This is a genomic window from Paraburkholderia domus (assembly GCF_905220705.1).
Lineage (GTDB): Bacteria > Pseudomonadota > Gammaproteobacteria > Burkholderiales > Burkholderiaceae > Paraburkholderia > Paraburkholderia domus.
In genome coordinates this window covers 249,774-265,795 of sequence record NZ_CAJNAT010000003.1, presented here as the reverse complement: position 1 = coordinate 265,795, position 16,022 = coordinate 249,774, and the positions used below count along the sequence as shown (strand labels likewise).

Below are 16,022 nucleotides of genomic sequence, written 5' to 3'. Positions count from 1 at the left end.
CAAGTGATGAAAAAGAATCTGCTTCTGATCGCCGCACTGGCGGTCATGCTGGCCGGGTGTGTGGTGGTGCCGGCGCGGCCGGTGGTGATGCGCGCGCCGGCAGTGGTCGTTTACTGACGCGGGGTGCCAGTGCCGTCTTCAGCGGCGGCATCGCCGTTGACCTCATCGACGGCTACTGGCTCGGGCGCTTCGACTTCGGGGACTTCCGGCACCGGTGCGGGTGCCGGTTGCGGCAGCGGCGCCATATAGCGCTCTGCCAGCGACTCATACAACGGCGGTGCGAACAGGCGCGCCACACGGCTCGCAATCAACGCGGTGGCCATCAGCGAAATCACCAGTGCATGGCCATCGATCATCTCCATCACGATCACGAACGATGTAATCGGCGACTGCGTAACGGCGGCCAGATAGCCCACCATCGCGAGGGCGATCAGCATCGGCAATTGCATCGAGTCGAACACCATGTGCAGCAGATTGCCGAAGCCCGCGCCGATCGACAGCGAGGGCGCGAAGATGCCGCCCGGGATGCCCGGCAGATACGAGCCGACCATCGAGATCATCTTCAGAAACGGATAGAACACGGACAGGTGCTCGTGCCCGTCGAGCAGCCCGCGTGCTTCCGCATAGCCGCTGCCGAAGGTCGTGCCGCCGGAGATGAGGCCGACCACCGCAATCACGAAGCCGCACAGCGCGGCGAACACGACGGGCCGCTCGCCGTGCAACTGACGCAGCGGCGCCGGAATCCAGCGCGCGGTGTTCAGCAGCAGCCAGCCGAACACGCCGCCCGCAATACCGGTGACGATCGCCGTGAGCAGGACGGCTACCGCCAGCAGATTGGGGAAGTGCGCACCGATCTGGATGGTGCCGAAATAGGTGTAGTTGCCGTTCAGTCCGAGCGCGATCACGCCGGCGATGATGATTGCCGTAATCAGCACGCCGCTCGCACGGGCTTCGAAGCTGCGCGTAAGTTCCTCGATCGCGAACACGATCCCGGCCAGCGGCGTATTGAACGCCGCCGACAACCCAGCTGCCGCGCCCGCGAGCACCAGCTGCCGTTCGATCAGCGCGTTCGAGCGTGGATACAGCCGCCGCAAATTGAACATCAGCGCTGCGCCGACCTGCACGGTCGGTCCTTCGCGGCCGATCGTGAAGCCGCCGAGAATCGCCAGAAACGACACCGCGATCTTGCCGAACAGAATCCGGAACGACAGCAGCCGCGCGCCGTATTCACCGGGCTTGGCATGCAGGGTGGCGATGACTTGCGGAATGCCGCTGCCCTCGGCGCCGCGGAAGAACTTGCGCGTGAGCCAGACGGCGAGCGCCGCGACTGCGGGCGTGACGATCAACGGCGCCCATACGTGCTGTTGCTGCATCGTGCGGAATTCGCCGTAGCCCCAATCGATCAGTCTTGCATACAGCACCGCCACCAGACCGACCGCGATGGCGCCGAGCCAGAACACGCCGTATTGCCGCCACAGGCGTCTGGCGCGACGCACGATGCTGGAAGAGAGGGGAAGGAATGCCCGGGACATGAGGATGTGCTGACGCAAAGGGTGAATTATAAAGCGTGCCGCATTGATGGAACTGTATGAAAGTATTTTGAAATATAGTAAAAGGGTTATCTGTAAGGCGTGCAATGTAACGCGCTGTATTAATGAAAGTATGGCGCAATGCGGTGTTCAACCTGGATTATTCCAATCGTCGGCTAAAATAGTTTGACGTATGAACAACTAATAGGTCCTCAATGAAGCGAGTCCTTATCGTCAAGGTCACGTCACTCGGCGATATCGTGCAGGCGTTGCCAGTTGCCGCGGACATCAAACGCGCGTTTCCCGGCGTCCAGGTGGACTGGGCGGCCGACGAAGCATTCGCCGAAATGGTGCATTGGAGCGAGAGCGTAGACCGCGTGCTTTGCGCGCCATTGCGCCGCTTCAAAAAGGCACGCCGCTGGGGCGATTTCAAGGCGATCGCGGCGTCGATCGCTGAATTGCGCGCCTACCGCTACGACTTCATCATCGATATTCACGGCGTGTACAAGAGCGCGATCATCGCCTTTCTGGCGCGTTCGTCGAAGCGTATTGGCTATCAATCCCAGGATCTGGGGGAGCGGGGCGCAGCATTTGCCTACACCGGGCGTTTCGGCCCGCGTCCGCAATGCAATGCGTGGCACGGCATGCGTATCAGCGCTGGCGAGGCGCTGGGTTACGAGGTCGAGGGCCCGGCCGTCTACAACCTGCGCCTGCCCGAGCCGGCCACCGCACCGTTCGCGGCTGACAGCGCGCCGGTCGCGGCGCTCTTTCACGCCACCTCCAAAGACGACAAAAAGTGGCCGCTGACCCATTGGGTAACGGTCGGCCGTGAGTTGGCGCAACGTGGTTTTCACGTGGTGTTGCCGTGGGGCTCGGAAGGCGAGCGCGCCGAGGCGGAGCAAATTGCGTCGCAGGTGCCGGGTTCGACCGTCCTGCCGAAGCTGAGCGTGACCGAAATCGCGCAGATGATCGACGCGTGCGCACTGGTGGTCGGTACCGATACGGGTTTCGTTCATCTGGCGCATGCATTGCTGAAGCGCACTGTGATGATTTTTGTAGCGACTTCGCCGTCGCATTGCGGCATCGAGGCGCCGTTCCGCTCGATCTCGATCGGCGACGGCCAGTCAGTGCCGTCGACCGCTGAGGCACTGGAGGCGATCGATTACGTGCATCGTGATCCGCGCGCCGCCACCATGCAGCACGGATCGGCAGCCGCCTGAGCGCGGCTTCGCTGCGCTTTCGCGCAATCGTTTGGCTAAAAGAAAAGAGGCGCGACGCGCAGTCGCCCAATCAAACGAGCGCTGCCACGGAACGCCTCAAAAAACGCCCGCGTCGGGGAACTACGGGCGGAGAGGAATCGCTGCAATGAACAAACTGACTCATGCACTGAGCGGCCACACCAAGTGACCGACTCAGTTCTAAAGAGACCACCGGCCGGCGGTCGAGTTCAACGGTGCATTCATCGAAGGATGCCGCGCGAGTGCCGGCAGATTCGTGTGCCGGTCACTCGCGTCCTGCAGCCGGTCTCCCTGCGTTCAGATCGGCGTCGCGCATTACACATCTGTTAAATCTGTCGCTTTTCGTTGAGTACCTAATTGGTTACGCGTGCTCTCTTCGTCGTGGCCCCGGCTTAATCACCGCGCATGGAAGTGCTTGCCCAATACGCACAATCAGCGCTCCGACCCACGTACCCGCCACTGGCAGGGCTTGCGCCAAACGCGCATGCTCAAAGCAGTATAGGCGGTGTTTTTGTCTGATGTGACTTTGTCGCCGCCTTGCTTCGGACACAGCCAGTTGCAGGGCTCAAACGTGTAACACCCCAGAGATTTTCCCTTACAAATGGCAACGTTCGCGCGAGGCGGGGTCGTGTTCAATCGAGTTATTCGGGGTTTCGGCTCGAATGAATCTGACTCGAAGGAGAACAATATGAAACGCTTAATCCTGACCCTGATCGCAGGCACGCTGCTGGCAACGGCGCTCGGAGGTTGCATCGTGGCGCCGGCGCCTGGCTATTACTACGGCGGTGGTTACTATCATCACGGCTACTACTACCGGTAACGCCTTGCGGCGCGTGGTCGGCCTGGACGCGGCGCGAGACCCTGACGGCTGTCACTTGCCTGCATAGGCACGGGCAGCCGCTCAACAGCGTCGGATTGCGTCAGGCTTCATCCAGCCGCCGCGCCCAACCAGGCGTCGCAGTGTTTGACCGCTCAGGCAAGCAGCATTTCGAAAGCGATCACCGCCGTGATGGCAGCCACATTGGCTGCCAGCGCTTCCACGACGATGCCCTTCCACGTCGCCGGACGAAAGCGCAACGCCAGCAGTAGTGAACACAGCAACGCCAGCGCGATGATCATCACGATGTCTGCGTTGTGGAGATGAATACTCATCAAAGCCTCCCTGCTCACCATAGGGTTATTGGATCCGAGTATAGGCAAGCCAAAAAGACGCGCAAGGCAGGGGATTTACCAGCAAAGTGCGGAAAGGCGGAGGGAAAGGCGGGGACCAGTCGATGCTGCCGCAGCGCGCGTCAATGCGCGCCTGGCGGCATCAGGGTAAGGAAGCAATCAGGCCATCTATACAGCGCGCTCGCTTACATCAAGCGCGCATCGCGCGTCTCGCGCATGCACAGCACACCGATCATGCTGACGGCCGCCGCAATCGACACATAAGCGCCCACCCACGGCAGCCCGCCATGCGCGGCCAGCACCTGCGCGATATACGGCGCGACTGACGCACCGAGAATCCCGCCGAGGTTGTACGACACGCCTGCACCGGTATAGCGCACGTTGGTCGGAAACAATTCCGGCAGCAGCGCGCCCATCGGCGCGAAGGTCACGCCCATCAGGAACAGTTCGATGACAAGGAACAGCAGCACCAGCGGCGTCTGTCCGCTGCCGAGCAACGGCGCCATCGTGAAGCCCGACAGGATCGCTGCGATGATGCCGACGATCAGCACCGGCTTGCGGCCGTAACGGTCGCTCGCCCAGGCGGACAGCGGCGTGGCGAGCGCCATGAACACGACGGCGATGCACAGCAGGCCAAGGAACGTCTGCCGCGGGATATGCAGCACCGACACGCCGTACGACAGCGAAAACGTCGTGGCGTTGTAGAACAGCGTGTAGCAGACCACCATCGCCAGCGCGCCGAGAAGGGTCGGCACCCAGTGCTGCGAGAACAGCGTGGCGATCGGTACCTTCACGCGTTCTTTGCGTTCAATGGCCGCCTGGAAGGCCGGCGTCTCGGCGATTTTCAAGCGCACATACAAGCCGAGCGCGACCAGCACCGAGCTGACGAGAAACGGCACGCGCCAGCCCCAGCTGCGGAATTGTTCGTCGCTCAAAGACAACGCCAAAGCGAAGAACAGACCGTTGGACGCCAGAAAACCGATCGACGGTCCAAGTTGCGGGAACATTCCGAACCAGCCGCGCTTGCCGGCCGGCGCATTCTCGGTGGCGAGCAGCGCCGCGCCGCCCCATTCGCCGCCAAGGCCGATACCTTGGCCGAAGCGCAGCACGCACAGCAGGATCGGTGCGAGGCTGCCGATCGAGTCGTAACCCGGCACGAACCCGATCAGCGTGGTCGACACACCCATCACCAGCAGCGAAGCGACGAGCGTCGATTTGCGGCCGATCCGGTCGCCGAAGTGGCCGAACAGGAACGAACCGATCGGCCGCGCGACGAACGCGATGCCGAACGTGACGAAAGCCGACAAGGCCTGGGCGGTCGCCGAGCCGTGCGGGAAAAACACCGGTCCGATGACGAGCGCCGCGGCGGTCGCATAGACGTAGAAATCGTAGAACTCGATCGCGGTGCCGATGAAGCTCGCGAAGATGATCCGCGCGCTGCTGTTCTGCCCGGACGCATTGGGCTGGGCCGCGGAAATCGGCGAAGTGGACATGCAGGGTCTCCAAATGTCGTGATGCCGTCGAGCGCCGTACTTTTTATGTGCGGGCGGCGCGTGGTCAGGCGGCATCTTTGTTTAAGTTCGTGCGCTTCGGTGCGTCTCGCAGGCGGTTGAAGCCATGCGCGGCGCGGGCGACGATGCGACAGCTTACAACGGCAGCCGGCAGCCGTCAGGCAGCGCGTCGTCGATCGTGCATCGAATCAGGCAGGCGACCCGCGCGGATGGCGCGGCGGCGCTGCAATCGGACTCGCGCCGCGCCAACGGGTGAGCGGGCGGCGTGAGTCGTGCCGGAGGGATCCGGCGTAGGGAATCGAAAAATTATAACGAGCGCGGCCGCGGTGCAGCAAGGCGGTATAAGACAGGTCGCTCGGCTTGCCGCGCGTCTTGTCGTTCCGGCGCCGCGTTCAGTTGATGGTCTGCGCTTGCGGCGAGGCGAACTCGCGCAACTGGAATTTGCCGTCGTCGTTGAATAGCCAGTCTTCGAACAGTTCGAGCTGGCCACGGCCGTTCAGCAATTTACCGGGCGGTTGCGGCAGCGGCGCGGCGCGCCGCAAGGTGGCGAGCGCGGTGCTTTCGGCTTCGTCGTCGCCATTGGTGCGATACACCGACGACGCCACCACCTGCCCATCGCGATCCACCGTGAACGACACCACGACCAGCGAGCGCAGCATCGCTTGCGGCGTGCCGTGCAACACATACGAAGGGCTGCGTTCGATGATGCGTTGAGCGACCGCGCTGCGGTACTGGTCGAGCGTTGCACTGTTGACGGCCGCCGCCGGCGTGATGATAAGCGGGCGTTGCGGCGGTGTGATGGTGCAGCCTGCGACGGCTGCGAGCGCCAAAGCCGATGCGAGCGCCAAAGCCGATGCGAGCGTCAACGCCGACGTCGCGCTATGTGCATGCAATAGAGATGCGCTAACGCGCGAAGCGAAGCGTCCAGTCAAGCGGCGAAGGTGACGTGTGCGGGTGAACATCGTCGAGGTAGCACTGAGACAGGATCTAACTTGATGGTAGTCAAAAAACGCCAGGATGCAATTGGCGTTGACCCTGTATGTCGATCCAGCGTTCTCTGATTCGGCTCGTTGACACGGCAAGTCCGGAGATCTTTCCATTGCCTTTCTGCTGCATACATGAGCGCATTCAGTCTGATGGGATCCGGCTGACATAAACCGTGTTTAATCAAGGTTTGCCACGTCAATCTGCACACAACAGGAGTTCTAAGAGTTTTCCTATGGTTGCAACAGCCTCACGTCAATAGCGTGGGCCGGAACATCGGGCGAAGCGCCGCAGCGCGATCACGAGTCGCGTGCTACCGGCGCCACGCGAGCCGATCGGACCTGTCCATCCCGACAACGAGGTATCGTTTGGAACACTCTTCTTTTGCGTTGACGCGCACGCAATCCCGCACGTTGGCGCATGCCGCCGCCGGTCCTAATCTCTGCGCCGTCTACCGGATCGACGGCCGTCCAGATGTCGAGCGTCTGTCCGCCGCCGTAGCGCAACTGGTGCAGCATTGCCGGCCACTCGCCTACCGGCTCGTCGAAGCCGAACAGGGCATGCGCTGGGTCATCCGCCGTGATGTGCGCGCGGCACTGGACATCATCGATCTCGACAGGCGTGACGCGCGCGACGAAGCAGCCGTGCTGTCGTTGATCGACGGCCTATGCGCGCGTGCCTTCCGCATGGACGCCGGACTGCCGTGGGCGTTCACGCTGCTTGGCGCCGGCGGGCACAGTTATCTCGTGTTCGCCTGCCATCCCGTCTTGCTCGACCGTTTTTCGCTGACACCGTTGTTCAAGGCGCTTTCGCGGGCCTATCGCGGCGAATCGCCCGGCGCGCCACTCGGCATCGATCAGCAAGGCCTGCTCGACGCCGAACGTGAACTCCTTGCGAGCGACCGTTTGCAGAACGACCTGGATTTCTGGATAGGCCAGGTGGGCGACACCTCGTTCGAATGGCATGCGCCGCGCCGGCAGAACGCGCTCGCTGACAGCAGCTTTACGGTGCGGCTCGACGGGCAAACGGGCGCTGCATTGCGCCATGAGGCGAGAGCGCTTGGCGTCGAGCTCGACGTGCTGATCAAACTGTTTGTTCACGTGTTGCTGCGCCGCATGACCGGCAGCCGCGCGGTGCTCACCGCGCATCACCAGCGTGGCCGCTGCCGGCGCGACGAGACGATCGGTTTCGACGAACGGCGGCGCTTCCTGAGAACCGACTTCGACGACACGATGACGCTGCGGCAGTTTCTACGGCACGCGGCGGCGCGCGCCGAGATGGCTGATTTTCACACCGAGCTTCCGGCCTTCGAAGTGCTGCACGACATCGAGCGGCGCGAGCCCGGTTTCGTGCGTGCGACCAATGTCGTGTGCGAGACCGACAGCTTGCCCTATGACGCGCTCGCGCTCGACACGCTGCCCGCGGCGTTGCTGGCGCCATACTCACGCCGTTTCGCGCACGAGGACATGGGCGTCTATCTGGATGTGCGCGAGGAGATCGAGTTGCACGTGCATAGCCGCTATCCCCAGGAACTCGACGGTTTGCGACTCGCGTTCGAGCATTTGACGGCGCTGCTCGCGCGCGTCGGCGAAAGTCTCGAGCAGAAGCTCGAGGCGATCGATCTCTATACGCCGGTACTGCGGCAGCGTTGCGCTGCATGGTCCGACGGCGGCCCGCTCGCGGCCCCCGCGCGCGACGTGCTCAATCTGTTTGCGCAGACAGCGCTCGAGCACGGCGCGCGGCCGGCGGTTAGCGGCCCGGACGCCGCTTTCACGTACGCGCAACTGGCGCTCGCCGCACAGCGTGTGGGCGCGGCCCTCGCCGCGCTCGAGCCGGCCGCACCGGCTGGGCGGGACACGTTGATCGGCATTTGCATCTCGCGCGGTGCGCGCATCGTGCCGGCAATGCTCGGCGTGCACGCCATTGGCGCTGGCTATTTGCCGCTCGATCCGCAGATGCCCGATGAGCGCTTGCGCTACATCGTCAAGGATGCGCAACTGCGAACGGTGATTGTCGATGCGGCGACGCACGAGCGTTTGAGCGCGCTGGCCGATTGCGCGCTGCACCGGATCGAGGATCTGTTGAAAGGCCCTGCGGCCGGGGCGATCACGGCGCACGTTGCGCCGGCAGATCCACAGCGCACCGCTTACGTGATTTACACCTCCGGCACAACGGGCAAACCGAAGGGTGTCGTCATCGAGCGTGGCATGCTTGCGCACCTGATCGCCTCGCTGACGGGCCGCTATCGGCGTGATGCAAGCACGCGCTGGCTACAGTTCGCATCCGTCAATTTCGACGCAAGTGTGCTGGAGATCTTCAATCCGTTGACGCACGGCGGCCACCTGATCGTCGCGCCCGAAGCGGTGCGCACCGACGCCGATGCGCTGTTCGGTTTTCTCAACGCCGAACGCATCACGCATGCGTTCTTGCCGCCGGCGATTCTCAAGCTGCTGCCACGACGCGCGCTGCCGTATCTGGAGACGGTTTTGTGTGGCGGTGAAGCAAGTGATGACGAGACGATCCGCTTCTGGTCCGGCATGCTGCGCCTGTCGAACATCTACGGGCCGACCGAGACCACCGTGATGGCGACCGAAAACACCTTCGACGGCGACAAGCCGGCCAATCAACTGGGCCATCCGCTGCCCGGCTACCAGATCCATTTGCTCGACGAGGAGGGTGAAGCGGTGCCGCTCGGGGGGATCGGCGAGATCTGCATCGGTGGCGCGGCTGTTTCGCGCGGCTATCTGCTGCGGCCCGAACTGACCGGGCAGAAGTTCAGGGTGAATCCGTTCGGCCCCGGTCGTCTCTACCGTTCCGGCGATCTCGGCCGTTTCCAGCCGGATGGCGCGATCGAGTTTCTTGGCCGCAGCGATTTTCAGGTGAAGATTCGTGGCTACCGCATCGAACTCGGCGAGATCGAGGCCAGCATCGTCGAGCAGCCGGAGGTCCGCAGCGCCTATGTCGGCACGTGCGAGCGGCAGGGCGGCACGGCGCTGGTGGCCTGGTACGTGGGTGCGGCGCTGGAGCCGGCGGTGCTGCGAAGCCGGCTTGCGCAACGTCTCGCGCATTACATGGTGCCGGCGTTCCTGCTGCAGATCGAGGCGCTGCCGCTGACGCTGAACGGCAAGATCGACCGCAGCAAATTGCCGGCACCGCAAGCCGGTCCGGCTGACCCCGCGAGCCGCGCTTTCGACGCCTTCGAGCTGGCGGTTCAAGCGATCTGGTCGGAGGTGCTGGGCGTGCCGCTCGAGAGTGTCGGCGAGCACAGCCACTTCTTCCAGTTGGGCGGGCACTCGCTGCTCGCCACGCTCGTATGCAACCGTGTCAGCGCGAGCTTGTCCGCGCCGGTCAAGCTGAAGACGCTGTTCGAGCATCCGCAGTTCGACGCCTTCTGCGCAAGGGCGCGGCAGAGTGTCGAGCAAGGTGCCGCGCTGCCGCCGCTCGTCGTGCAACCTGGCGCGCCCATGCCCGCGCCCGTGGCAAGCCGGCTCGTGCGGATGATGCACACCCGCGCGCTCGGCAAGCCTGGCGATAACGCGTACAACATCGTGATGCGGGTGGACTTCGGCGGCGCAGCGAATCCGTTGCGCTTGCACCAGGCGCTCGTCGCCGTGCTCGCGCACAACCCGATCTTCAACGCGAGCTTCGTTGAACGCGGTGGACAATTGCTGGTGCTGCCTGGCACGGCCGCTATGCCGACGGATTCGAGCATTCCGCTAGAAAGCTGCGATGCCGGTGCAATCGACGCGCGCGCCGATGCCATGCGCGCGCTGCGTTTGCCGCTCGACTGTGCGCCGTTGTGGCGCGCACAACTGCTCTTGTCCCCGCAAGAGAACCGCACCACCTTGCTGCTCTGCATTCATCACGCGATTTTCGACGGCTGGTCGTTCAAGCTGTTGCTGGACGAACTGACGTCGCGCTACGAAGGCAAACCGGTTTCAGGCGCGCGGCTCTCGTGGTTCGACTACGGGCATTGGGCGCCGCAAGTGGCGTCGTCGCCGCGCTTTGCTGCCGCGCGCGACTACTGGATGCGCAAACTCGACGCCGTTGCCTTGCGCACCGAATTGCCGTTCGACGCACTGCAGCGCGAGCCCAACGCGAACCGCTCTTTGGCGCTGCATGTGCGGTCCGCCCAGATGCGGCGCCTGAAGCAGATTGCCGAGGCGCACGACATGACTTTGCCGCCCGTGCTGTTTGCGCTGTACCTTGTATGGCTATGGCGCGTAAGCGGCCAGCAGCAACTGGCATGCGCGTATCCGTATGCGGGCCGCGATGTCCCGGGGACCGAGGGGATCTACGGCATGTTCGTCTCGATGGTGGTGCTGGTGCAACGCATCGACACGCGGCAAGGCTTCGGCGAGCTGGCGCAGGCGGTGCAACGCCAGATGCTCGACGATCGCGATCATCTGCTCGCCACGCCTTACGACACCGATAACAGCGAGCTTGGTGCGCTGAACGCGATTTTCAGTTTGCAGAACGGCATCGAACTGAATGGCCCCATCGGCGAGGCGGATTATCACGCCGAGGAACGTCCTCCGCTGACCTCGAAAGCGGACCTGTCGGCGATTTTCTATTTGCGGCCCGATGGCGGTCTGGACGGGCGCTTCGAATACGACAGCTCGGTGCTGCACGCGGCCTCGGTCGAGCGGATGGCCGAGGTGTTCATGACGCTGTGCGACGCCGCGGCTCACCAGCCTGATGCGGCGGTCGGCGAGCTCGCCTGGCTGAGCGACGCGCAACATGCGCAGTGTCTGAGTTTCGCCTGCGGCGACCCTCTGGCGGATGCACCGCAGTCGATCCCCGCGCGTTTCGCCGAGGTGGTGGCGGCGCACGCGTCGCGCGTTGCCGTGCGCTGCGGCGAGCAGCAGCTCAGTTATCGCGAACTCGATGCGCTCAGCGATGCCATCGCCCGTGGCGTGTCAGCCTGTGTGCCGCCCGGTGCACGCATCGGCTTGAGCATGCAGAAGAGCGTCCTGCTGGTGGCGAGCGTGCTGGGCGTGCTCAAAGCGGGTTGCGCGTATGTGCCGCTCGACCCGGCCTATCCCGCCGAGCGCTTGCGCTATTTCGTCGAAAACTGCTCGGTCGATACGGTGCTCGCCGATGAGCCGAGCCGTCGCGCGCTGGAGGCCGCGGGCCTCGGCGAATTGCGCAAGATCGACCCGGCGGTGCTGGCGAAGGGGACGCCGCACACTCAGGCGGGGACGGGGGCTCTGGCGGAGACTGACGTCGAGAAGGAGGCCGGCAAGCAGGCCGGCAAGCAGGTCGGGCAGGTGCGCCGGCCGCAAGTTGTCGGCCCCGAGGCGCTCGCCTATGTGATCCACACGTCGGGCTCGACCGGCAAGCCGAAGGGGGTACTGGTCGAACACCATAGCGTCGTGCGGATGGTGGCCGGCGCGAGCCGCGCGCTCGGCTATGCGCCGGGCGCTGTCAGCACCCTGGCGGCATCCACCAATTTCGACGCGAGCGTGCTCGATCTGTTCCTCGCGCTGCTGCACGGCGGCACGCTTATCGTGCTGCCGGAGGAGGCGCGCCGCGATCCGCTGCTCCTGCACAGGTTGCTGAAGGCGGAGCGCGTCACGCACACCTCGCTTGCACCCGTGGTGGTGCAGAGCTTGCCGCGCGAGCCACTGCCCGATCTGCAACTGCTCGGCTTCGGCGGCGATACGCTGGACGAACCGAGCGCTGCCTGGTGGAGCGAACACACGCAACTGTTCAGTCTGTACGGACCGACCGAGATCACGGTGATGGCCTCGTGCGGGCAAGTGCTGCCGGGCGGGCCGAGCCGTATCATCGGCAAGCCGCTGCCGGGCTACCGGCTCTATCTGCTGAATGCCCAGCGGCAACTGGCGCCACTCGGTACGGTCGGGGAAATCTACATCGGCGGTGAAAATCTGGCGCGTGGCTATATCAATCAGTCGGCCATGACGATGGAGCGCTTCGTGGTCGATCCGTTTCGGGATGCGCCATACGCGTTGATGTATCGCACCGGCGACCTCGGCCGTTTTCTTGCCGATGGCACGATCGAATACTTCGGCCGCAACGACGCGCAGATCAAGCTGCGCGGTTTTCGCATCGAACTCGGCGAGATCGAGAATTGCATCGCGGCCGCGCCGGGCGTCGCGCATGCTGCATGCCGCGTGTGGGGCGAGGGCGAGGCGCGCTATCTGGCCGCGTATTACGTTGCCGGGCCGGGCGCGAGCGGCGCCGCGCTTGACGAGGACGCGCTGCGCCGTCATGTTGCGCAGGCGCTTCCCGACTACATGGTGCCCGCGTGTTTTATCAGGCTCGACGCGCTCCCTGCTTCGCCGAACGGCAAACACGATCGCAAGGCCTTGCCGGCACCGTCGCGTGCAAGCGGCACGCCGCCGCGCGAGGGCGTTGAGCAACGCATCGCTGAGATCTGGCAGAGGCTGCTGCGTGCCTCCGGCATCGGCCGCGACGACAGCTTTTTCCGGCTCGGCGGCAACTCGATTCTGGCCGTGCGAATGCAGGGGCAATTGCGCGATTCGCTCGGCATCGAGTTCCAGATGGCTGCGTTCTATCGCTCTCCCACCATCGCGGCGCTTGCGGATGGCGGTCACGAGGACATGATCGAGCGCGCGCTCGCGGATGCGGCAGAGCCGTTCGCTATCGAACACGCCGCGCCGGCGTTGGCTGGCGGCGCTGAAGCAGCGTCGATCCGCACGATGCTGTTGACCGGCGCGAGCGGCTTCCTCGGCATTTACCTCCTGCACGCGCTATGCGTCCGGCTGGACAAGGTAGTGTGCCTGCAACGCTGTGCGAGCGCGGCGGCGGGGCTCGCCGTGTTGCAGGACAAGGCACGCGCGGCGGGCCTTGCGATCGACTTCAGCCGAGTCGAGGTGATCCCCACCGATCTTGCTGCGCCGCAGCTTGGACTTGACTCGGTGCGCTGGCTGCAACTCGCCGCGGAGGTCGACGCGATCCTGCATTGCGGCGCATTCGTGCATCACCTGCATAGCTATGAGGAGATGAAGCGCGCGAACGTCGGCGGCACCGAAACCTTGCTGCGGCTCGCGCTGACGCAGCGGCAAAAGCCGTTCTGTTTCATCTCGACGCTGTCGGTCGGCGAGATGCTGGCGGGCGCCGAGCGCATCGACGAGCACGTGAGCAACGCGCGTCCGCTGCTGGACAACGGCTATCTGCTGACGAAGTGGGTCGGCGAACAACGGGTCGCGGCGTGCGCGCGCCGCTTCGGCTTACCGGCGGTCGTCGCGCGGCCGGGCAATATCACCGGCGACAGCCGCACTGGCTTCAGCAACTTCGCGCACAACCATTTCTGGCTGTTCAACAAGGGCTGCCTGCAGCTGGGCGCATATCCGGAAACGGCGCGGGAGGTCGAGATGCTGCCGGTCGATCTGCTCGCGAGCGCGGTGACGGCGGTGGCGTTGCATCCGCGTAGCGGAATATGGGTGGTGAATCTGAACAACCCACTCGCGCTCACCCAGCGGCAGTGGTTCGCGGCGCTTGCTGCCTGCGGTTTGCGCGCCGATCCGCAGACAGCGGCCGAGTGGCAACGGCGGTTGGCGGATCTCGAGCCGTCGAACGGCCTGGCGCTGATTCGCGACTTTTATACCGGTGACCTGTCCGCCGCGCCGTTGCCGATCGAACAGATCGGCACGGTGACGGCGCTGGCAAGATACGGCGTGGATCTGACCGTCGACTACGATGCGCTGGTCAGGCTCTACGTCGGCTATCTGCGCGCTGCGGGCTTTCTTGAGCCGGTATCGGAGACGGCGGCGTTGTAAAGCGCGGTGCAGGTGCGGGGGTGACTGGCGGTGCATCGGCGGTTCCGCTTGCGCGCCGACCGATTGCACGCTTGTAATAGGCCGAAATATGACCGGATTGGTCCGCGGCCAAAACACGCCTACACTTCGATGGCCTCTTTCGAGAGGCATCGGTGGAAGTCTTTCATTTAGCCCGCTTCGCGCGGGCTTTCTTTTGGTGCGCGATGCCTTGCGCAATCAATCAATCCGGCCACGAAAACGAAAAAGGCGAACCCGTCGAAGAGTTCGCCTTTCTTTTCGCGTGCCGCTTATTACCAGCAATGACGCCTGCGGTAACGCACACGTTGCCGGACGCGCTAACGCGCGCCGGGCACTACCTTACTTCAACGCTTCCCGTGCAGCCTTGACCGCGGCGAGCACCTGCTCGGGCGCCGTGCCGCCCGGATGGTTGCGGCTTGCCACCGAACCTTCGAGCGTCAGATACGAGAACACGTCCTCGCCGATCAGATGCGCGACGTTCGGCAGTTCCTTACGCATTTCTTCCAGCGTCAGGTCCGCCAGATCGCAGCCGCGATCGGCGCACACGCGAACCGCCAGCGCCACGGCTTCGTGCGCGTCGCGGAACGGCAGGCCGCGCTTGACCAGGTAGTCGGCGAGGTCGGTTGCCGTGGAGAAACCTTGCAACGCGGCGTCGCGCATGGCTTGCGGCTTCACCGAGATGCCAGCGACCATTTCAGCGAAGATGCGCAGCGTGTCCGCCACCGTATCGACCGTGTCGAACAGCGGCTCCTTGTCTTCCTGATTGTCCTTGTTGTACGCGAGCGGCTGGCCTTTCATCAACGTCAGCAGGGCGATCAGATGGCCGTTCACGCGGCCCGTCTTGCCGCGCGCGAGTTCCGGCACGTCCGGGTTCTTCTTCTGCGGCATGATCGACGAGCCCGTGCAGAAACGGTCGGCCAGATCGATGAAGCCGACGCGCGGGCTCATCCACAGCACGAGTTCTTCGGAGAAGCGCGACACGTGCGTCATCACCAGCGCGGAGGCTGCCGTGAATTCGATGGCGAAATCACGATCGGACACCGCGTCCAGCGAGTTCGCGCAGATGCCGTCGAAGCCCAGCGTCTTCGCCACAGCATGACGGTCGATCGGATAGCTGGTGCCGGCCAGCGCGGCTGCACCCAGCGGCAGACGATTCACGCGCTTGCGGCAATCGACCATGCGTTCGGCGTCGCGAGAGAACATTTCGACGTAAGCCATCAGGTGATGGCCGAACGTGACCGGCTGCGCCACCTGCAAATGCGTGAAGCCCGGCATGATGGTCGACGCGTTCTTCTCCGCCATGTCGAGCAAGGCCGTGCGCAATTCCGTCAGCAGGCCGCCGATGCGGTCGATTTCGCCGCGCAGCCACAGGCGGATGTCGGTCGCGACCTGGTCGTTACGCGAGCGGCCCGTGTGCAGGCGCTTGCCGGCGTCGCCGATCAGCGCGGTCAGGCGCGCCTCGATGTTCAGGTGGACGTCTTCCAGATCGAGTTGCCACTCGAACTCGCCTCGCTCGATTTCACCCTTGATCTGCGCCATGCCGCGTTGGATCGCGGCGAGGTCGTCGTCGGCGATGATCTTCTGCGCGGCCAGCATCGAGGCGTGCGCGAGCGACCCTTCGATATCGACGAGCGCCAGACGCTTGTCGAAGAAAACCGACGACGTGTAGCGTTTGACGAGCTCCGACATCGGCTCCGAGAAGCGAGCCGACCAGGCTTCGCCTTTTTTGTGCAGTTGGGACGTCATGGTGTTGGGCTTTGAACGAGGTGAGGAGGCTGGCGGCATGGCGGACTGCACATGCGTGCA

At 64.1% G+C, this 16,022-nt stretch carries 8 protein-coding genes; 3 read left to right on the top strand and 5 right to left on the bottom strand.

The annotated features are described in order from the left end of the window. Positions 1 to 110: 110 nt before the first annotated feature. Positions 111 to 1,532 carry a chloride channel protein gene (locus KHO31_RS08990; RefSeq protein WP_201074885.1) on the bottom strand — a complete coding sequence of 474 codons (1,422 nt, stop codon included), beginning with the start codon at positions 1,530 to 1,532 and terminating at the stop codon, positions 111 to 113. Between the two features lie 212 nt (positions 1,533 to 1,744). On the opposite strand from KHO31_RS08990, the gene waaC reads away from it, so the two are divergent. Together waaC and KHO31_RS39690 are read left to right on the top strand one after the other, a co-directional pair. Further along, complete coding sequence (waaC, locus tag KHO31_RS08985) at positions 1,745 to 2,749, top strand: lipopolysaccharide heptosyltransferase I (RefSeq protein ID WP_201074887.1); 1,005 nt, start codon at positions 1,745 to 1,747, stop codon at positions 2,747 to 2,749. 706 nt (positions 2,750 to 3,455) lie between these two features. After that, positions 3,456 to 3,587 (top strand): hypothetical protein, encoded by a 132-nt coding sequence (locus KHO31_RS39690; RefSeq protein ID WP_255246783.1) that lies wholly within the window; start codon positions 3,456 to 3,458, stop codon positions 3,585 to 3,587. Between the two features lie 152 nt (positions 3,588 to 3,739). Here KHO31_RS39690 and KHO31_RS08980 read toward each other — a convergent pair whose 3' ends face one another. The 3 genes from KHO31_RS08980 to KHO31_RS08970 all read right to left on the bottom strand — a co-directional run bounded on the left by KHO31_RS08980 (position 3,740) and on the right by KHO31_RS08970 (position 6,410). Further along, positions 3,740 to 3,919, bottom strand: a complete 180-nt coding sequence (locus tag KHO31_RS08980; RefSeq protein ID WP_201074889.1) for a hypothetical protein — start codon at positions 3,917 to 3,919, stop codon at positions 3,740 to 3,742. 203 nt (positions 3,920 to 4,122) lie between these two features. After that, the gene (locus KHO31_RS08975) at positions 4,123 to 5,430 is read right to left on the bottom strand and encodes an MFS transporter (protein ID WP_201074891.1); all 1,308 of its coding nucleotides are present in this window, start codon (positions 5,428 to 5,430) and stop codon (positions 4,123 to 4,125) included. Positions 5,431 to 5,840: 410 nt separating this feature from the next. Then, positions 5,841 to 6,410, bottom strand: coding sequence for an energy transducer TonB family protein (locus tag KHO31_RS08970; RefSeq protein WP_201140811.1), 570 nt, complete (start codon positions 6,408 to 6,410; stop codon positions 5,841 to 5,843). A gap of 390 nt (positions 6,411 to 6,800) precedes the next feature. Between KHO31_RS08970 and KHO31_RS08965 the strand changes: the two genes are divergently transcribed. Further along, complete coding sequence (locus tag KHO31_RS08965) at positions 6,801 to 14,198, top strand: non-ribosomal peptide synthetase (protein ID WP_201074894.1); 7,398 nt, start codon at positions 6,801 to 6,803, stop codon at positions 14,196 to 14,198. Positions 14,199 to 14,555: 357 nt separating this feature from the next. Here KHO31_RS08965 and argH read toward each other — a convergent pair whose 3' ends face one another. Then, entirely contained in the window at positions 14,556 to 15,962 is a 1,407-nt protein-coding gene (gene argH / locus KHO31_RS08960; protein ID WP_201074895.1) for an argininosuccinate lyase, read from the bottom strand. Positions 15,963 to 16,022: the final 60 nt, after the last annotated feature.

What these genes read in the sequence shown, in the direction of transcription:
- KHO31_RS08990 (WP_201074885.1), bottom strand. Translation starts at nt 1,532, where the DNA reads ATGTCCCGGGCATTCCTTCCCCTCTCTTCCAGCATCGTGCGTCGCGCC.
- waaC (WP_201074887.1), top strand. Translation starts at nt 1,745, where the DNA reads ATGAAGCGAGTCCTTATCGTCAAGGTCACGTCACTCGGCGATATCGTG.
- KHO31_RS39690 (WP_255246783.1), top strand. Translation starts at nt 3,456, where the DNA reads ATGAAACGCTTAATCCTGACCCTGATCGCAGGCACGCTGCTGGCAACG.
- KHO31_RS08980 (WP_201074889.1), bottom strand. Translation starts at nt 3,919, where the DNA reads ATGAGTATTCATCTCCACAACGCAGACATCGTGATGATCATCGCGCTG.
- KHO31_RS08975 (WP_201074891.1), bottom strand. Translation starts at nt 5,430, where the DNA reads ATGTCCACTTCGCCGATTTCCGCGGCCCAGCCCAATGCGTCCGGGCAG.
- KHO31_RS08970 (WP_201140811.1), bottom strand. Translation starts at nt 6,410, where the DNA reads ATGTTCACCCGCACACGTCACCTTCGCCGCTTGACTGGACGCTTCGCT.
- argH (WP_201074895.1), bottom strand. Translation starts at nt 15,962, where the DNA reads ATGACGTCCCAACTGCACAAAAAAGGCGAAGCCTGGTCGGCTCGCTTC.